This window comes from [Bacillus] caldolyticus, from assembly GCF_003595605.1.
Lineage (GTDB): Bacteria > Bacillota > Bacilli > Bacillales > Anoxybacillaceae > Geobacillus > Geobacillus thermoleovorans.
Genome location: NZ_CP025074.1, coordinates 1,793,668 through 1,811,768, shown reverse-complemented (window position 1 = coordinate 1,811,768; position 18,101 = coordinate 1,793,668). Strand labels below are relative to the sequence as shown.

Annotated in this window: 17 protein-coding genes, 1 pseudogene and 1 riboswitch; of the genes and pseudogenes, 14 read left to right on the top strand and 4 right to left on the bottom strand. The window is 50.9% G+C overall.

What is annotated here, in order from left to right:
• The first annotated feature begins 88 nt into the window (after window positions 1–88).
• The 4 genes from CWI35_RS09400 to CWI35_RS09385 are packed head-to-tail and all read left to right on the top strand — an operon-like array spanning window position 89 to window position 2,198.
• Entirely contained in the window at window positions 89–343 is a 255-nt protein-coding gene (locus tag CWI35_RS09400; RefSeq protein ID WP_011229708.1) for a hypothetical protein, read from the top strand.
• 37 nt (window positions 344–380) lie between these two features.
• Complete coding sequence (locus CWI35_RS09395; protein WP_119877691.1) at window positions 381–593, top strand: aldehyde dehydrogenase family protein; 213 nt, start codon at window positions 381–383, stop codon at window positions 591–593.
• Complete coding sequence (locus CWI35_RS09390; protein ID WP_240432103.1) at window positions 590–970, top strand: aldehyde dehydrogenase family protein; 381 nt, start codon at window positions 590–592, stop codon at window positions 968–970. The genes CWI35_RS09395 and CWI35_RS09390 overlap by 4 nt, the downstream gene beginning before the upstream one ends.
• A gap of 16 nt (window positions 971–986) precedes the next feature.
• Entirely contained in the window at window positions 987–2,198 is a 1,212-nt protein-coding gene (locus CWI35_RS09385) for an iron-containing alcohol dehydrogenase (RefSeq protein ID WP_119877690.1), read from the top strand.
• Window positions 2,199–2,292: 94 nt separating this feature from the next.
• Here CWI35_RS09385 and CWI35_RS09380 read toward each other — a convergent pair whose 3' ends face one another.
• Window positions 2,293–2,694: a DoxX family protein gene (locus CWI35_RS09380; protein WP_023633383.1), complete on the bottom strand. Its 402-nt coding sequence runs from the start codon at window positions 2,692–2,694 to the stop codon at window positions 2,293–2,295.
• Between the two features lie 140 nt (window positions 2,695–2,834).
• Here CWI35_RS09380 and CWI35_RS09375 point away from each other — a divergent pair, with 140 nt between their 5' ends.
• Complete coding sequence (locus CWI35_RS09375; RefSeq protein ID WP_062899078.1) at window positions 2,835–3,542, top strand: DsbA family oxidoreductase; 708 nt, start codon at window positions 2,835–2,837, stop codon at window positions 3,540–3,542.
• Between the two features lie 110 nt (window positions 3,543–3,652).
• On the opposite strand, the gene CWI35_RS09370 is transcribed toward CWI35_RS09375, so the two are convergent.
• Together CWI35_RS09370 and CWI35_RS09365 are read right to left on the bottom strand one after the other, a co-directional pair.
• Window positions 3,653–4,117, bottom strand: coding sequence for a DinB family protein (locus tag CWI35_RS09370; RefSeq protein ID WP_013144019.1), 465 nt, complete (start codon window positions 4,115–4,117; stop codon window positions 3,653–3,655).
• Window positions 4,118–4,181: 64 nt separating this feature from the next.
• Window positions 4,182–4,394, bottom strand: a pseudogene (locus CWI35_RS09365) (sensor histidine kinase); the annotation flags it as partial.
• A gap of 153 nt (window positions 4,395–4,547) precedes the next feature.
• On the opposite strand from CWI35_RS09365, the gene CWI35_RS09360 reads away from it, so the two are divergent.
• From CWI35_RS09360 to CWI35_RS09330, 7 genes are all read left to right on the top strand, one after another.
• A complete protein-coding gene (locus CWI35_RS09360) occupies window positions 4,548–5,213 on the top strand; it encodes a response regulator (protein ID WP_011229715.1) in 666 nt (221 codons plus the stop codon).
• 9 nt (window positions 5,214–5,222) lie between these two features.
• Window positions 5,223–6,329 (top strand): sensor histidine kinase, encoded by a 1,107-nt coding sequence (locus tag CWI35_RS09355; protein ID WP_119877689.1) that lies wholly within the window; start codon window positions 5,223–5,225, stop codon window positions 6,327–6,329.
• Between the two features lie 102 nt (window positions 6,330–6,431).
• Window positions 6,432–7,367: an ABC transporter ATP-binding protein gene (locus CWI35_RS09350; protein ID WP_062898312.1), complete on the top strand. Its 936-nt coding sequence runs from the start codon at window positions 6,432–6,434 to the stop codon at window positions 7,365–7,367.
• A gap of 37 nt (window positions 7,368–7,404) precedes the next feature.
• Window positions 7,405–8,508 (top strand): ABC transporter permease, encoded by a 1,104-nt coding sequence (locus CWI35_RS09345; protein WP_023633379.1) that lies wholly within the window; start codon window positions 7,405–7,407, stop codon window positions 8,506–8,508.
• Between the two features lies 1 nt (window position 8,509).
• Window positions 8,510–9,655, top strand: a complete 1,146-nt coding sequence (locus tag CWI35_RS09340; RefSeq protein WP_023633378.1) for an ABC transporter permease — start codon at window positions 8,510–8,512, stop codon at window positions 9,653–9,655.
• 210 nt (window positions 9,656–9,865) lie between these two features.
• A complete protein-coding gene (locus CWI35_RS09335) occupies window positions 9,866–10,609 on the top strand; it encodes an N-acetylmuramoyl-L-alanine amidase family protein (protein ID WP_119877688.1) in 744 nt (247 codons plus the stop codon).
• A gap of 125 nt (window positions 10,610–10,734) precedes the next feature.
• The gene (locus CWI35_RS09330) at window positions 10,735–12,063 is read left to right on the top strand and encodes a S8 family serine peptidase (RefSeq protein ID WP_119877687.1); all 1,329 of its coding nucleotides are present in this window, start codon (window positions 10,735–10,737) and stop codon (window positions 12,061–12,063) included.
• A 17-nt stretch (window positions 12,064–12,080) separates the two neighbouring features.
• Here CWI35_RS09330 and CWI35_RS09325 read toward each other — a convergent pair whose 3' ends face one another.
• Window positions 12,081–14,036: a lipoteichoic acid synthase gene (locus tag CWI35_RS09325; protein ID WP_119877686.1), complete on the bottom strand. Its 1,956-nt coding sequence runs from the start codon at window positions 14,034–14,036 to the stop codon at window positions 12,081–12,083.
• Window positions 14,037–14,485: 449 nt separating this feature from the next.
• On the opposite strand from CWI35_RS09325, the gene CWI35_RS09320 reads away from it, so the two are divergent.
• Together CWI35_RS09320 and CWI35_RS09315 are read left to right on the top strand one after the other, a co-directional pair.
• Window positions 14,486–15,823, top strand: coding sequence for a TrkH family potassium uptake protein (locus CWI35_RS09320; RefSeq protein WP_119877685.1), 1,338 nt, complete (start codon window positions 14,486–14,488; stop codon window positions 15,821–15,823).
• 169 nt (window positions 15,824–15,992) lie between these two features.
• Complete coding sequence (locus tag CWI35_RS09315; protein WP_042382804.1) at window positions 15,993–17,660, top strand: IS1634 family transposase; 1,668 nt, start codon at window positions 15,993–15,995, stop codon at window positions 17,658–17,660.
• Window positions 17,661–17,906: 246 nt separating this feature from the next.
• Window positions 17,907–18,046: riboswitch (cyclic di-AMP (ydaO/yuaA leader) on the top strand.
• The last annotated feature ends 55 nt before the right edge of the window (window positions 18,047–18,101 follow it).

Here is an 18,101-nt window from a genome sequence, read left to right as displayed (position 1 = left end):
TTACATTGATTGGTTGTCCCCGCGTTCATCTATCCAGAAGTACAACACCAGCCGACATTTCAAGAAAAATGGAAAAGGAGTGGTGAGCGTGCGTCGTGCCGAGCCGTTGGTCACAACAGGCAGCCGCGGGCTGCAGGAGGATTCGTTCCCGTTTCGGCTTTACCAAAAGGCAAAGCGGTTGGAAGCAGCGGCCCACGATTCGATTTTCGGACCCGACCACCATGCCGATATCATGAATTTCACCGCTCGCCAACTGGCAACGAGGATGGAAGTGTTGAAAAAAGCGCAGGAGAAACCGTTTGACGAGCTGTTCGGTCTTGAGGAAAGCGAAAACGTTGGCTAGAGGTTGAGAGTCGAAAACAAGGAAGGGAGAAATCGTCATGACCACTCATGTGCAAGTGCATCATTTTCCACTCTTCATTGACGGCCAATGGCAGCCGGCAACGAGCGGGGAAACGTTTCACGTATACAATCCGGCGACCGGAGAGGTGGTGGCGACTGTCGCGAAGGCGACAGCGGATGATGTTGACCGGGCGGTGAAGGCGGCCATTTTGTCGCGCCGACGATTTTTTCGAATGTCACGAATGACATGAAAATCGCCCAAGAAGAGATTTTCGGTCCAGTGTTGTCGATCATCCGCTATCATGACGTGGAAGAAGCGGTGACGATGGCCAACGACACGATCTACGGGCTTGCGGCCGGCGTCTGGACGCGAGACGTCAACAAGGCGTACGCCATCGCCGGGCGCCTGCAGGCTGGCGTCGTCTGGATCAATGACTGGCATATGCTTCGCAATGACGCGCCGTTTGGCGGCTACAAACAAAGCGGCATCGGGCGCGAGATGGGCAAATATTCACTTGATGCTTACACGCAGCTGAAGCATGTGCACACATCAATGGTGCCGGAGCTTGGGAAACGGAAATGGTATCAAGTGCTGTTTTCTCGCCTGCACACCATGATGAAAAAGTAAAGGGGGATGAAGGAACATGACGACGTTAGCGAACTTTTGGCTGCGCACGGCAATTTACACCGGGTCGAACACCCGAGCGCTCGTGCCGGATTTGTTTCGCGGGCTGGGCGCTAAACGGGTGCTATTGCTTTCTGACCGTGGGCTCGAGCAAGCTGGGGTTGTCGAAAAAGTAGCGAGCCTCTTTGACTTGACGACGCATGGAGTCGGACCAGAGCTTGTCGGCATCTTTTTGGATATCCGCCAGGATGCGGAAAGTGAATGCGTCAATGAAGCGGTGCGCTATGCGCGCGCTGTCGGAGCTGACGCCTTGTTGGCGGTCGGCGGCGGCAGCGTGCTCGATACGGCCAAAGGGGTGAAATACGCCCTGTTTAAAGGGTTGCGTGATATTAAAGAGGCGATTCCAGGCGGGCTGCGGTACGAGTCGTTCCCGCAAGCGCAATTCATGCCGATCCCGCACATCGCCATCCCGACGACGGCCGGCACGGGGTCGGAAGTATCGCCGATCGCAGTCATTTATAATGAAGAGCTGCGCTTGAAAACGAACATCATCAATCCGTTTATCAACGCTGATGTGGCCGTTTTGGATCCGGATTTAACGGTAGGGCTTCCCTCGAAGGTGACGGCGTTTACCGGCATGGACGCGCTCACCCATGCCATTGAAGCGCTCGCCTCGCCGATGGCGACCGCGCTCACCGATGCATGCGCCTTGCAGGCGATCCGTTTGATTCGTGACTACTTGCCGGAGGCGGTTCGTGACGGCGGGGACATCCGCGCCCGCTTGGAGATGCTGCATGCGAGCTTGCTTGGCATCACCGCGTTCAGCTTTGCGTTAAACGCCATTCCGGTGCACAATTTCGCCCATGCGTACGGAGCGATGTTTCGCATTCCACATGGCTTGGCGAACGCCGTCTTTTTGCCAGTCGTGATGGAAGCGATTCCGGAATTGTATTTGCCGAAAGCGAAGCTGTTGGCTCAAGCGCTTGGCATTTATGATCACGGTCAAGGCAATGAAGCGCTGTTGGTAAAGTCCATTGAGCGAATTCGCCAATTGCGCGATGACATCGGGCTGCCGGCTGATTTTGCCGACTATCCGATGACGGAAGAACAATTCGCGGCGACGATTCCAGCGGTGGCATCTGACCCGGCTGCAGTCAGTTTCCCGATGCCGCCGGAGTTGATTCGGGCCATCGGCGAGCGCGTCGTCAAGCTGACAGTGGAAAAAGGATGAAGCAGTGTACCGACAAGCAAGGACAAGATTTGTCCAGCCTTATTAAGCAAGAAAAAGGTGTCCCGCTGTGAGGGACACCCGTTTTTGTGCCGACTTAGCCCCGCGGCCGCCCGATGACCGTGTCTAACGACCAAAGCCGGCTGCCGTTCAGCCACAAATATACGGACATAGCGAGCAAGGCGAGATTGAATTCATAGCCCGTTTCCCGGCCGTTGCCGAGCAAACCGGCGTCGACTTTCGCCGTGGCGATGGCCCCGACCATGATGACGGCAAACGCCGCGGCGATCGGGCGTGTGCCAAGGCCAAGCATCATCGCCCAGCCTCCAGCAAGCTCTATGATCGTCACGATGTAGGCGAGCCAGCCGGGAAGGCCCATAGCAACAAACGAATCCGTTGCCGCCTCAAGCCCCCGCTGCCATTTCACCCACCCATGGGCGAAAAAGATGAATCCGATGACAATCCGCAATAGAAAGGCGCCTAGTTCGTGAGAATGCATCGATTTCTTCCTCCTTGTCCCAACAGCATGGTAGTACAATGTATGCGGGCAGGTCCGCCCCCATGCCTTTCGTTAGCCATTCGACCGGCAATGGGCTACAATGGAGGGGAAGCGCGTCAAAAGTAGAGGAGGATATGGCCGTGAAAATTGAAGTATGGTCCGATTTTGTCTGCCCGTTTTGCTATATCGGCAAACGTCGCTTGGAACAGGCGCTTGAACAGTTTCCGCACCGAGAAGATGTTGAGGTTGTATTTCGCAGCTTTGAATTGGATCCGAATGCGAAAAAAGAGACGCCATTGACGATTCACGAAATCATTGCTAACAAATACGGCATTTCAATCGAGGAAGCGAAGCGGGCCAATGCCGATATCGGCAGGCAGGCGGAAGCGGTCGGATTGACATTCCGCTTTGAGACGATGAAGCCGACGAATACGTTTGACGCCCACCGTTTGGCTCATTATGCCAAGGAAAAAGGGAAGTTGAATGAAATGGTGGAACGGCTGTTTTATGCGTATTTCACGGAGTCAAAGCGAATCAGCGACCGCGATGTGCTGCTTGCGATCGCCGAAGCAACCGGGCTTGACCGGGCGGAAGCCGAAGAGGTGTTGGCAAGTGGTCGTTATACGGAAGAGGTGCGCCGCGACGAGGAAGAAGCAGCGGCGTTGGGCGTCCGCGGCGTACCGTTTTTCGTGCTGAATGGGAAGTATGCGATTTCGGGGGCCCAGCCGGTTGACGTGTTCCGGCGGGCGCTAGAGAAAGTATGGGAGGAAGAACAACAAGCTTCCCCGTTGCGGTCGTTGGCGGGTGAAGGCGGAATGTGCGCAGACGGAAGCTGCTTGATTGACTAAATCGCCTCAACCAAAAAGGAAAAGCCGGCTAGGGGTTTCTTAGCCGGCTTTTTTTGTTATTTTCACGGAGAAGCTTCTCGTTTAGTTAGATGAAACAAAAATGGGGGAGATTAACCGCGTTTCACAAACAGCGGCAAGTCCGTATGCCCCATGCCGCGGACGTAGACGAACAGCTGGCCTTTATGGTGGATTTCATGGTCCATTGCCAATTGCAGGAACTGAGCTGTGGACATTTGTGTGCCAAAGATGGCAGTTAAATCAAGCGTCCGGTCGAAGTCGTCATCGCTCATCGATTCGATGAGCTGCCTCGTCTTTTCCGTATACGTTTCCGCCAGCTTGGCCAAATTCGTCTCCGGTTCCTCGATTTTTTGCCGGAACAGCGATGGATCGCCGTGTTTTGCCGTGTTAGCGAAATTGTAGAAGCTGAACAGCATATGCGTCGCCAGCTGCTTCGCTGTCATCGAGGTCGGCGTCGGTTTGTAATCATAATGCGCTTCGTCGATTTTGTGGATCAGTTCCATCGTGACATGGCGGTGGGAAAGGAAATATTGCACCCATTTTTTTGCGCGGGACATGGCCCTTCCTCCTTCTAGTTATGGAATTCTGTTTTCCATTTTACCATAAACATCTTCTCTATCGTCAGCGGGGAAGCTTGACCCGAAAGGTGGTCCCTTGGCCAGGGGTGCTATGGACATCGATTGTTCCGCCGTGAGCCGATACGAATTCTTTGGCAATGGCAAGACCCAATCCGGTTCCCCCGCGATTTCGCGTTCTGGCTTCATCTGTGCGGTAAAATCGATCGAACAAAAAAGGCAAATGCTCCGGCGCGATGCCGATGCCTGTATCTGAAACCTCTTGCTTTGGCTCATTTCCCTTAATGGCAATGGAAGAAATCCCCCTTATTCATTACAATGAAAGTAAATCATGAAAATCATGCACGCAAGGTATTGGGCAGGTGTGATCCCACAAAATCGCACGTGTCATGATGAAAAGGGGTGGGTAAAGATGGAACATCACTCTTCGTCCCATGTTCCGCGCATAAAAGTGCTCATCGCCGATGACAATCCCTTTGTCCGCGAAGGGCTGCGGATCATCTTAAGCACGTATGACGAGTTTGATGTCGCCGCGACTGTAGGCGATGGGAAAGAGGCAGTGGAATATTGTCGACATCATGAAGTTGATGTCGCGTTATTGGATGTGCGCATGCCGAACATGAATGGAGTGGAAGCGACAAAGCTTCTATGCGAGCAGACGAAGACAAAGCCGCTCATCTTGACGACGTTTGATGATGATGAATACATTCTAGACGCCATTCAATACGGTGCAAAAGGATATTTTTTGAAAAATACCGATCCGGAACGAATCCGCGAAGCGATCAAAGCGGTTTATCACGGCCAAGTGGTGATGCAGGAGATTGTGATGGACAAAATTAAGTCCAACTTAAAAGAAGAAACAGAAGCAGCCCCGAAAATCGATAAAAGCCTGTTTACGGAACGAGAGTTGGACATTATGGCGCTCATTGCGAAGGGGCTTTCGAATAAAGAGATTGCCAAACAGCTATTTCTCTCCGAGGGAACGGTGGCCAATTACATCACATCGATTTTGGACAAAACCGGACTGCAACATCGAACGCAAATTGCCGTTTATTATCTGACGGGAAAAGTCGGCTGAGGGGATGTTATGGAATCGCTGCTGATCATTTACAAGCTGATTGTATGGGGCTATGCGGCATTCGATTACATTTCATCGAAACAGAGAACGGGAGCGGGCTTTGTTCTAGTCTCTCTCATCTATTTTTGTCTTCAGCTGTTTGCCCTGATCGTTCGCCATATGAGTTGGAAAAGGGGAGCGGCGTTTGGTTCCGTTGCTCTTCTCGTTCTAGCCGCCGCCTTTGTGGAGCCGTTATGGGCGTTGTTGCTGCCTCTCAATGGGTATGAGCTGGCCTCCGTGTATATCCACCGAGTTTGGGGGATCGGGGCGGTGTTGTTGACGCCGATGATTTGGCTTGATCCATCGGCGGGGAAATTATACGGCTTTGTGGCATTGTTCAGTTTTGTCAGCGTGACGGCAGTCAAGCGGCACATCGAGCGGATGGAACAACAAGAAGATCGTTTGGATCAAATGCGCAACGATTTGCATCGGCTGACAAGAAGGATCAGCGAATATCATCAATACATCAAGCAGTCGGAATATACGTTGCAGTTGGAAGAACGGAACCGTCTGTCGCAGCGCATCCATGACCAGATCGGCCACTCGCTCGCTGGAGCGCTCATTCAGATGGAGGCTGCCAAACGGTTGATGGATGCGGACCGCGACAAGGCGAAACAACTGTTGGAAAACGCCATCCATATTTCCAAAGAAGGCATGGAACAAATCCGGATGACATTAAAACAGATCAAACCACCGCTCGAGCAAATCGGGCTGAATCGGGTGAAATTATTCATTGAAGAATTTTCCGCCCAACATCATCTCCCGGTTCCGCTCGTATGCAAAGGGGATTTGGATGTGATTACACCAATCCAATGGAAAGTGATTTATGAGAACATTGCCGAAGCGTTGACGAATGCGAGCAAATACGCTGAGGCCACGGCCATTGCCGTTGAAATTCACGTGTTGAATCGAGTCATCAAGGTGGAAGTGAAAGATAACGGGAAAGGTGCGGCCAAGATCAAGAAAGGACTTGGGATCATCGGCATGGAGGAACGGGCGGCCTCTGTTCATGGCACGGTCATTGTCGATGGAACGAACGGTTTCTCTGTCACGACGTTGCTTCCGATTCATGAGTAAATCGTGAATTTTCTCATGTCAACGAGATGAATTCCTGCACTTACAGGAGTTCATCTTTTTTTCTATAATCCATAATACCAAGCATGGAAAGAAGGTGGAACGATGAACATTTTAGAGATCAAACAAGTGACCAAAAAATTTGGTGACTTCATCGCTGTCGATCATATGTCTCTTACGGTTGCCGAAGGGGAAATTTTTGGCTTCCTCGGAGCCAATGGCGCGGGAAAAAGCACAACTATCAATATGATTGCTGGGTTGCTGCGCCCGAATGCAGGAGAAATCAAGATTCTCGGCAAGGACATCGCCAAGCATCGCCAGTTTGCCAAACGACAGATCGGCATCGTGCCTCAAGAAATCGCCATCTATGAAAATTTGACGGCGTATGAGAATGTTGAATTTTTTGCCGGGTTGTATGGACTGCGCGGCGCGGAGTTGCGCCAGCGGGTTGAAGAGGCGCTCGAGTTTGTCGGTTTAAGCGATAAGCGCAAAATTTATCCGAAACATTTCTCAGGGGGAATGAAACGGAGGCTCAATATCGCCTGCGCTCTTGCCCATCGGCCGAAGCTCATCATTATGGACGAACCAACAGTCGGCATCGATCCGCAGTCGCGAAATTATATTTTGGCTTCGGTGAAAAAGCTCAATGAGATGGGATGCACGATCATTTATACAAGCCACTATATGGAGGAAGTGGAGGAGATTTGCACACGGATCGCCATCATTGATCATGGAAAGATCATCGCAGAGGGGACAAAGGAGCAGCTGGAAGCGATTATCACCGATACAAAAGATATTTGGCTGGAAATCAGGGGGATGGATCGGCTCAACAAGCAGCATCTTCAAGACATTCCCGGGGTCAAGGCGGTGCAATGTGAAGAAAATATGATCAAAATCAGTTCGGATATCAGTGTCAATAATTTAAACGAAATTGTGCAATGCCTGATCAATGACGGTGTCGAAATCCGTTCGCTTGAAGACAAATCACCGAACTTGGAAACGGTCTTTCTGGCGCTGACGGGGAGAAATTTGCGGGATTAGCTGTTTGGAGTGCCATCATGCGAGGGAGGTGCTTCTTTTGAATATTTTTCGCATTGCAGCCAAGGAAATCAAAAGCGATTTTCGTGATGTCCGGACGCTATTTTTTATGCTGCTGTTTCCGATCGTACTGATGTTCATCTTAGGAACAGCCCTTTCCAACACGTTTCACTGGACGATTTCCGTCGGTGATGTACACGTCTTGTACAACGATCAAAAAGCAGGGCCGTTGTCGCCGTATATTCAAACGATGATCCAAGCAGGGAAGAAAGCCCACATCGATTTTCAAAAGGCATCCGACCGGATAAAAGGAACGAAAGCGGTGCAGGAAGGAAAAGCGGATGGATACATCGAGATCGGCCCGCGTGGAGTGGAGTTGTACACCAATGAACGCAACAAGATCAAAGGAAGTCTTGTTGAGGGGGTGATGGCCGCGTTTGTCGGCCGATACGAGCTGGCGATGGCCGTTTCAGAGGTGAAGCCCGGTTTTGTTCCATCAAATAAAAGTGTGCATGATGAGTATATTCAAGAACGGTCGCTGCATTCCAAGCGCAAACCGGGAGCCATGGATTATTATGCGGTGGCGATGACGACGATGATCGCTTTGTACAGCGCATTGCCGGGCAGTTCGTTGCTGCGGGGGGAGCGAACGCGGAAGACGGCTGATCGCCTTTTGGCTGCTCCTGTTCGCAAAAGCGAGATTTTTATTGGAAAGCTGGCCGGGAACGTCGCGGCGAATTTTCTTTGTGTTGCGGTCGTCATGTTGTTCAGCAAATGGGTGTTTCATGCCGATTGGGGGCATCACGTAAGTCTCGTATGGTTGCTTATGTTGACCGAGGTGGTCTTAGCCATCAGCTTTGGTCTAGGGATGAGCTATATGGCAAGGACGGAAGGAGCGGCGCGAACGATTGCGATGGTCATCATTCAGCTGTCTTCCTTTTTCGGCGGCGCTTATTTTCCGATCGATGAAACAGCATGGTATGCCCATTTGTCTCCGCTTTCTTGGATGAATGAAACGATTTTCAAAATCGTGTATGCGAACGATTTGTCAAGCGTCGTTCCAACTATGCTGCTTAATATCGGTATAGCGGCGTTGTTTTTATTGATCGCGGTGGCATCTGTAGCGAGACGGGAGGGATTATAAGGTGAATGACGTCATCTGGTTGGTGAGATATACGTTAAAGCGAACGTTCCGTCGGAAAATCAATTTTTTGTTATATTTTGGAACTCCGTTGGCGGCGATCCTTTTGTCTTTGTTTGCGGCCGGGGGCAACCCTGTCAAGGAAGTTCGCATTGGAATCGTCAATGAGGATCAAGGACGGATTACCGATGATACGATCCGTTTTCTGAAAAGCCTTGATCATCTCTCCGTGAAAAGCGTGAAGTTATCAGCGGTCGATGAGCAAATCACCTCGCAAAAGATGGATGGCGTGCTGATTTTTCGCCAAGGGTTTTCCGAAAGCGTCCAGCACGGCCAGCCCCGGCCGATAGAACTTGTCTCGCTCAAGGGAACGGAAATCACGATGTTCATCAAGTCGTACTTGCATGAATACATCGATCATCTGGCGACATTGGGGCGATTGGCCAATGGGGATCGTGATCTCTTTTGGAAGATGTATGAACGGTATCAACAAGCGCCGTTCCGCCTGTCCGTTCACTCGCTGCCCGACACAGCCAAACAAAAAGGGGTCACGTATCAAACGATCGGTTATTTGGTCATGATTATGTTGATGTCAGCGGGGAATTTGACTGAGATCATCATCAAAGAAAAAGAAGAGCGCACCTATTCTCGTTTATTGACAACACCGATTCAGGCGAGAACGTATGTGTTATCGAATATCGTGGTGAATTTGTTGATTATGACGGCACAAATCATCGTGACAATCGTGGCAATGAAGAACATCTTTCATATTGATCCTAATATTTCGATGTGGCAAATGGCCCTGGTGCTCCTGCTTTTCTCTTTATCCGCGATCGGCTTGTCTTTGATTACAGTGATGTTTGCGAACAGCTCTGCTTCCGCCGGGGCGCTGCAGCCATTGATTACCGTGCCGACATGTATGCTGGCCGGCTGTTTTTGGCCGGTCGAGCTGATGCCGAAATTTTTGCAAAAAGCGGCATATTTTATACCGCAACGGTGGGCGCTCGATTTTTTGGTAAAGCTGCAGGAGGGGCGCTCTTTCGGAAGTTTGTATTGGCATCTGTTGATTCTTCTCGCCTTTGCGCTGACCTTTTTCCTTCTGGCTGTTTACAAGTTTAGCCGAAGCCAACAGAGTGGACAGTTTGTATAATGCCCAGCGGTCTATGTTTTCTTGTATGGCTGTGTGGGGGCTTTCATCATATCGAACAAGTCGATCAGCGGGAATGTCAGGTGCAGTCGTTCTTTTTGACTGCGCCTTATTTGTTGGCCCTGGGGAAGTATCTATGGCATTTTGGAGTGCCACGCTTATGCTAATAGTGCTATATTCCTAAACGACGAAGAATGTGAAAGGAGAAGAAAGATGGTCAAAATTTTTCTCGATCCAGGGCATGGTGGGAACGATACTGGCGCGGTCGGCAACGGGTTGTTGGAAAAAGACATTACGTTGTTTATTGCTCTCGAAATCAATCGTCTGCTGCAAAATGAGTATGAAGGAGTTTCCGTGCAGCTAAGCCGAACAAAAGATGAAACGGTGTCACTTGATGAGCGGACGGACCGGGCCAATCAATGGGGGGCGGATGTATACGTCGCGATTCACGTGAATGCTGGCGGCGGCACGGGGTATGAAGATTATATTTATAATCGGCTCGATGACGATTCGGCAACAGCCCGCATTCGTGATGCCATTCATGAAGAAGTCGTCAAAGCTACGGGATTTCGCGATCGTGGGAAAAAGAAAGCGAATTTTCATGTGCTGCGGGAGACCGCGATGCCAGCCGTGCTCACGGAGAACGGGTTTATTGACCGGGAAGAGGATGCAGGAAAACTGAATGATACCCGTTTTTTGCGCATGGTCGCCCGCGGGCATGTGAACGGGTTGGAGCGGGCGCTTGGGCTGCGGAAGAAACCGAATGCTCCGAACGATCCTCCGCCAAGCAGGCCGGACGAAGGAGGGGGACAGGCGCCAAGTGGGAGTGATTTGACGCGCGTCATCGTGGATGGGACGCAAGTCGGGGCATTTGCGGAGAAGGAAAATGTGCTGCGCCAAGTGGAGCGTTATTTAGGAAAAGCAAAATACATTGTGTTGGAGCGGATTGGAATGTAAATAAGAAAGGCTTGCCTAGTTTTCGCTGGGCGAGCTTTTTGTTTGTTTGTCTTGGTGAGCTCGCCGCTTCTTTCGCGATCTTTCCCTCATATGAGTATAGCGAAACACGCAAGGAGGGGAAGAATGTGTTCACCTATTCGATCGTGCAGCTCGCTCGCCGCCATGCAGCGCGGCTTGACCGTCCGCTTCGTCATGCGCTTGTCAATATGTATAAGCCCATGATGCGCATGCCGTGCATTTTCCATCGTTGGGTGGAGCGATGGCTGAGGAAATGGCGGACGCTTTCCGTCTTGATTGAAGTCGAAAATGCTGAAGGGATGGAGGCAGTGGCCAAGGCGGAACGCGATCATTTCCGTATGAAAGTACGCCACCATTTTCGCCATGTTCCCTTCTACAGCGCACGGGTGACGCCGGCAGCGATTGAGCAGCTGCTCGAGCATCCGAAAGTGAAAAAAGTGTACCTCAATCGGCAGGTCAAGGCGCTGTTAAACAATGCAGTCCCATCGGCCAATGCCAAACATGTGGCTGTCAACGGAACGGAGTTAAGCGGAAAAGGAGTGACGATCGCCATTGTCGACACAGGCATTTACCCGCACCCGGATTTGGAGGGGAGGATTGCTGCCTTTGTCGATTTTGTCAATGGGCGCACAACCCCGTATGATGACAACGGACACGGTACGCACTGCGCTGGTGATGCCGCTGGGAACGGGCGCATGTCCGATGGGCTGTATGCTGGACCGGCGTACGAGGCAAACCTTATCGGCGTTAAGGTGCTCGACCGTTCGGGAAGCGGGACGCTCGAGACGATCATACGCGGCATTGAGTGGTGCATTGATTACAATAAGAAAAACTCGGCCAAGCGAATCCATATTATTTCCTTATCGCTTGGAGGGGAGCCGCAGCCGTTTCCGATAGAAAATGATGATCCGCTCGTGCAAGTCGCGGAGCGGGCGTGGGAGCAGGGCATTGTCGTCTGTGCGGCGGCAGGGAATGAAGGGCCGAATTATGGGACGATTTCAAGCCCGGGCATTAGCGACCGCATCATTACCGTCGGTGCTCTTGACGATCATGATACGGCGGCAACGCGCGCCGACGATGAGGTGGCGTCGTTTTCGAGCCGAGGGCCGACCGAGTATGGGGTGACAAAACCGGATCTCGTCGTTCCCGGGGTCAACATTATATCGCTTCGCGCCCCGCGTTCATTTCTTGACAAGATGAATAAGCAAAGCCGGGTCGGTGACCATTATATATCGATGTCCGGTACATCGATGGCGACGCCGATTTGCGCCGGCATTGTCGCGTTGATGCTTCAGGCCAAACCAAATGCAACGCCGGATGAAATCAAGCAGGCGTTAAAAGACGGCGCCGATTTGTGGAAAGGGCGCGACCCGAACGTATATGGGGCGGGTTACGTGAATGCGAAGCGGGCCATTGAGCAACTGCTGCAGCGCTAGAAAAAAGAGGGAGGCGATCATTGATCGCTTCCCTCTTCACGGTTATTGTAATCATATTTTGACGGATCGACCGGCTTGAAGCCTTTCGGTGTATAGAACCGGAGCAAATCGCCGTAGACGACTTTATCCGATAGGTCAAGCTTCGTACGGACGATTTGTTCGAGCCGCTGAATTTCCGGCGTGCTTTCAAGAGGTTCGCCTGTTTTCGTGTCATAGTACTTGCCGTTGACCGCTGTCACCTTCGGCGTGACAAAGTCGCCGTTGCGGAACGGAACGATTTCTTGATGTTCAGGTGACAGCAAATCCGTTCCAAAATGGACGTAATTTTTTGTATCAATGCCCAGCAGGTGCAAGACCGTCGGCAACAAATCGATTTGGCCGCCAAACTCGTGCATGACGCCGCCTTTTATGCCCGGCACGTGGATGAACAGCGGCACCCGCTGCAATTGCGCATGTTCATACGGCGTAATTTCTTTTCCTAAAATTTGCGCCATGGCTTTGTTATGATTTTCCGAAATGCCGTAATGGTCGCCGTACAAAATGATGACCGAGCGGTCGTACAGACCCGATTTTTTCAAGTAGTCAAAGAACTCTTTCACTGCTTCATCCAAATAGCGTGCCGTTTGGAAATAACGGTCGACCGAGCCGTCGCCTGTCGTCGCCGGCGGGATCGTCGCATCCTCCTCGCTGATCGGGTATGGGAAATGATTCGACAGCGTAATAAATTTCACATAGAACGGTTCTTTCAATGTTTCTAATAGCGGGATCGACTCCCGGAAGAACGGTTTATCTTTCAGACCGTAGTTCAAGACGTCCTCGTCGTTCATATCGTAGTAGCTGGCGTCAAAGAAATGGTCAAAGCCGAACGACTTGTAAATTTCATCGCGGTTCCAGAACGTTTTGTAGTTGCCGTGGAAGACGGCGCTTGTATAGCCGTATTGGTGCAAAATGGCCGGAGCCGCCTGATACGTGTTTTGTCCTTTCGTCGTAAAGACAGCGCCTTGCGGCAAGCCAAACAGCGAGTTTTCGAGCATAAACTCCGCATCCGACGTTTTCCCTTGTCCTGTTTGATGGAAGAAGTTATCGAAATAGAACGTGTTCGGATCGCGGGTGAGCGAGTTTAAGAACGGGGTGACTTCTTCACCGTTCAACTTATAGTTAATCACAAAGTTTTGCAGCGACTCTAAATGAATGTAAATGACGTTTTTCCCTTTCGCCACGCCGAAATATTTCGGGTTCGGTTTGGCATACGTCGCCTGCACATAGTTCAGCACAGTCGTGATGTCGCTTTTGTTTGCGAACGCCCGCTGCGTCGATGATTTCATGCTTTGGAACGCATCGTAAATCAAATAGTTGTACACGCCTAAATATTTGACGATATAGTTGCGGTCGAACGTTCTTGTCAAGAGCTGCGGGCGGTCGGTCTCAGCGAGCGCCAAGTTGATGCTGAACATCAGAATGGCCGAAGCGAAAATGGCGCCTTTTTTGAATCGGCCGGCCTGCACTTCCGGGAGCGAGAATCGCTTCGAGAAAACGATCACCGCCAAAATGATCGTATCCAAGAAATAGAACACGTCATACCAGCGGAGCAACTCCCAAATGCTTCTGCCGAGATCGCCGAAGTTTTTCGTTTGCGTCAACGTCGGGAATGTAATAAAATCGCTGAAAAAACGATAATAAACGATATTGGCGTATAGAATGAACGATAAAACGAAATTAATAATAATGAGCCATTTGTACACACGCGTTTCCTTGGCCAACAGCGCCAACCCAAGGAAGAATACCGCCGAGCTGATCGGGTTGATGAACAATAAAAACTCCTGCATGGAGTTGCTGATGCCAAGGTTAAATTCCGCTAAATAGGCGGCGTACGTCTTCAACCAAAATAAGAGCACGGCAAAAATAAAAAAGCCGATGTATTGGTTAGGGAGAGAACGACATTTTTTCAACCATTTTTCCCAAATTGCCTTCACGTCCTCTTCTCCTCCTTTGCCTCGTATTCTTAACGATGTTTCTATGTTTATATCAACAACCGTTGCCCACAGCAACAAACGTTTTATTCTTACATGATTTTACATCGGAACGTCTCCATGTCAAGTAGCATAATACGTCTGCTGCCAAAAGTCAATGGAATGTTTTTTAAGGATTGACGGATGCCCCCTTCCTTGCTGCCCCGTTTCCCTGTATGGCGATGGACTGCCACTCATATAGACGAATGGAAATCGAAAAGGTTTCAACCGCTCTTTTGAAAACATCCCGATGCACGTGGCCATGCCCTTTACCCATTTTATTACACAAATAAGTCGTTATGATAAAAATTGTTGGCTGTACCGGAATCGGCTTGTTTTTGGTATATTTTTTCTATGCATCATCCACAACTATAAAGAGGCGATTATGTGAGAGAGGGGGAAGGGATGGGGCTTTGAATGCGAACCGTAAATTTTTCGATCCGCCGAAAGTATTAGTGTCCGGCTTTGCCTTGATTATTTTGGTTGGAGCTTTCTTGTTGATGCTGCCGACGGCGACCGTTGACGGAAAAGGACTTCCGTTTTTAGACGCCTTGTTTACAGCGACTTCCGCGACGTGCGTAACCGGACTTGTCGTCGTCGACACCGGGACGACGTTCACGTTGTTCGGCCAGCTGGTCATTTTAGCGCTGATCCAAGTGGGCGGGCTTGGATTTATGACATTTGCTACGTTGTTTGCCTTTTTGCTCGGCAAGCGGATTTCCTTGAAAGAGCGGTTGTTGCTGCAAGAGGCGCTCAATCAGCTGAGCATCGAAGGGATTGTTCGGCTCGTGAAACGCATTCTCGTTTTTACCGTCGTCATTGAGGGCATCGGCGGATTGCTGTTGGCGATTCGTTTCTCGTTCGATATGCCGTTTTGGAAAGCCGTGTACTTTGGGTTCTTTCATGCGATTTCCAACTTTAACAACGCCGGCTTTGACTTGATGGGCGAGTTTCGCAGTTTGACCGGCTATGTGGAAGATCCGGTCGTGAGCCTTGTCGTGCCGATTTTAATTATACTGGGCGGCATCGGATTTATTGTCATGAATGAAGTGTATGAGTACCGGCAAACACGGCGGCTGTCTCTTCATACGAAGGTGGTGGTGATCACGACGGCATGGCTGGTGTTGGCCAGCATGGCGCTGATATTGCTGCTGGAGTGGAACAATCCGAAGACGATGGGGCCGCTGTCGCTCTCAGGCAAGTTTTTGTCCGCGTTTTACCAAGCGGTCACTCCGAGAACGGCGGGCTCGAATACGCTTAACATCCCGGATTTGACGCAACCGACGCTGTTTTTGATCGTGTTTCTCATGTTTGTCGGCGCTTCCCCGGGTTCGACGGGCGGAGGAATCAAAACAACGACCTTTACGACGTTGCTCGGCGCGGTTTGGTCGCAAATCCGCGGGAAAGAGGATGTCATTTTATTTCGGAAACGGATCGTGTACGATACGGTGTACAAGTCGCTGACCGTGACAATGAGCGGGCTGTTTATCGTCATGTTTGTGACGATGGTGCTGACGATCACCGAGCGCGGAAAAGACTTTCTCATGATTTTATTCGAAGCGACGTCGGCGTTTGGAACCGTCGGGCTGTCGATGGGACTGACTCCGGAGTTGTCTCCGCTCGGAAAGGTGATCATTGCCTTGACGATGTTTGCCGGCCGCGTCGGCCCGTTGACGATCGCGTACGCGGTCACGCTGCGCCGTCAGCCCGATCCGTTCCGCTATCCGAAAGGGAAAATGATGATTGGATGAGCCCGAGTTCGACAGTTTTGAGGCCATTTTAGGCAAATGAAAATGGCCAAAATGCTGTTATATCAAGGATTTCGCGATACGGATCCTAGAAAAAAACGCTTAATTTCATAGGCACACGACTTGACAATTTATCCTTTTAAAAAAGCCCAATATCGTTTATAATATAGGCATGTACATACGGCGAGTAACACGCAAAAACAAAGATGGAACGACCGTGGCGTATCTCCAGCTTGCTCACAACGAATGGGATCCGAAGGCCAAATATGCGAAAGCGAAGGTGATTTATTCGTTTGGGCGCGAAGACGAGGTGGATCGCGCTGTCTTGGAGCGTCTGGCCAAAAGCATTTCGCGATTCCTTTCTCCTGAGCAGGCTTGGGAAATCGAGACGTTGACAGGAGAAGTGTCGGATGACTTTCAGTTTCAATCAAGCAAACGCCTTGGTGGCGCTTGGCTTTTGGATCAGCTCTGGAGACAACTGGGATTGGGAGAGATTCTCCACTCCTTGTTTGCCTCCCGACATCATCAGATTCCGTTGGAACGGCTGATTTTTGCCATGGTGGCGAATCGTGCCCTTCATCCGTCAAGCAAGTTGGCGATGGAGGAGTGGGTGGAGAAAGACGTGCATATCCCTCATCTTCCCCAAGTCGCCAGCCACCAGTTGTACCGGGCGATGGATGAGCTGCTGGCCGTGCAGCCGGAATTGGAACGCCAAGTGTTCCATGCCGTGGCCGATTTATTGAACCTGGAAGTCGATTTGATTTACTTTGATACGACTTCGTCGTACTTCGAAGTGGATCCATCCGAAACACCAGAAGGAGAATCGCTTCGAAAGCAGGGGTTTTCCAAAGATAAGCGTCCCGATTTGGTCCAAATCGTCATTGGACTGGCCGTTACCCGGGAAGGAGTCCCCATTCGCGCTTGGGTATGGCCTGGCAATACGATGGATATGACGGTCATCAAACAGGTGAAACAAGACTTGATTGGCTGGAAGCTTGGGCGTGTGATCAGCGTGATGGACCGCGGATTTTCGTCTGAAGAGAATTTGCGAATCTTGCAACAGGCCGGGGGACACTACATTGTCGGCGAAAAAATGCGGTCCGGCAAAGCCGCCGTCGAAGAGGCCCTAAACCGTCGCGGGCGCTACCAACAAGTTCGCGAGAACTTGCATATCAAAGAAATCATCGTGGGCGACGGAGAAGCGCGTCAGCGCTATGTTCTCGTGTACAATCCCAGCGAAGCCGAACGCCAACGCAAGGAGCGGGAAACGCTGCTCGAATCGCTGAAAGAAGAGTTGGAAGGGCTTCGACAACTCCCCAACGAAGCCCATCATAAGGCCACCTGCCGGCTGCGTTCCCATCCGTCCTACGGAAAATACTTGCGTCAATTGAAGGATGGAACGCTTCGCATCGACAAGCAAGCGGTTCGTGAAGCGGAAAAGTACGATGGCAAATATCTCATCCGAACCTCCGATGACACCTTGTCTGCCGAGGATGTCGCGCTCGGGTATAAGCAACTGGTGGATATCGAGCAGGCCTTTCGGACGTTGAAATCAACACTCGAGCTGCGCCCCATGTATCATCGCTTGGAAGACCGTATCCGGGCGCATGTGCTGCTCAGTTGGCTGGCTCTCTTGCTGGTTCGGATCGTGGAGATCCGAACTCATGAATCGTGGCCGAAAGTAAGAGACGAATGCGAGCGTCTCATGCTTGGACATTTTTCTTCAAAAAACGGCGACCTTTATCAACGAACCGAACTGACGGCCAAACAGGCTCAACTCTTTGCGGCTCTAGGGATGGAGCCTCCTCCGAAGATTCTAGGCATCCATCCTCGCCCCTAGATACACGCCTAAAGTATGCCCAAATCCCTCTGATCCCTTTTGTATCAAAGGATCAGAGGGATTTTGTTTGCCTAGTCGCTGTCGAACTCGGGATGAGTGAAAAACAGAAAAATGTCGGGAGCGTGAGCGAAGGGGAAATAATAAAGAAAAAATAAGCCCAAAAGCCTAAAAACTCGCTGTTTTCCTCCTTTTTCAAGGTTGGCGGAGGGACAAGAAAAGGGGTAACATATGGAAGCAACAATCACTTGATTCGATGCGCTGAATCCGGCATGGAGCGGGGGACCCAATCGTTGCAACGCTCGTTGCTAGGGGTGAATCCGAAAGGACGGGCATCTCTCCAAGCCCGAACCCGACAGCTAACCTCGCAAGCGCTTTGGGGAGGGACGAGTATGGCTTTAGAACATTTGTAGCCGTTGAGTGCGTCCTCAGCGGTTTTTTCTT

Coding starts and splice junctions, on each gene's coding strand:
- CWI35_RS09370 (WP_013144019.1), bottom strand. CDS start 4,117: ATGTCCCGCGCAAAAAAATGGGTGCAATATTTCCTTTCCCACCGCCAT.
- CWI35_RS09355 (WP_119877689.1), top strand. CDS start 5,223: ATGGAATCGCTGCTGATCATTTACAAGCTGATTGTATGGGGCTATGCG.
- CWI35_RS09385 (WP_119877690.1), top strand. CDS start 987: ATGACGACGTTAGCGAACTTTTGGCTGCGCACGGCAATTTACACCGGG.
- CWI35_RS09380 (WP_023633383.1), bottom strand. CDS start 2,694: ATGCATTCTCACGAACTAGGCGCCTTTCTATTGCGGATTGTCATCGGA.
- CWI35_RS09395 (WP_119877691.1), top strand. CDS start 381: ATGACCACTCATGTGCAAGTGCATCATTTTCCACTCTTCATTGACGGC.
- CWI35_RS09390 (WP_240432103.1), top strand. CDS start 590: ATGAAAATCGCCCAAGAAGAGATTTTCGGTCCAGTGTTGTCGATCATC.
- CWI35_RS09315 (WP_042382804.1), top strand. CDS start 15,993: ATGTACATACGGCGAGTAACACGCAAAAACAAAGATGGAACGACCGTG.
- CWI35_RS09360 (WP_011229715.1), top strand. CDS start 4,548: ATGGAACATCACTCTTCGTCCCATGTTCCGCGCATAAAAGTGCTCATC.
- CWI35_RS09335 (WP_119877688.1), top strand. CDS start 9,866: ATGGTCAAAATTTTTCTCGATCCAGGGCATGGTGGGAACGATACTGGC.
- CWI35_RS09350 (WP_062898312.1), top strand. CDS start 6,432: ATGAACATTTTAGAGATCAAACAAGTGACCAAAAAATTTGGTGACTTC.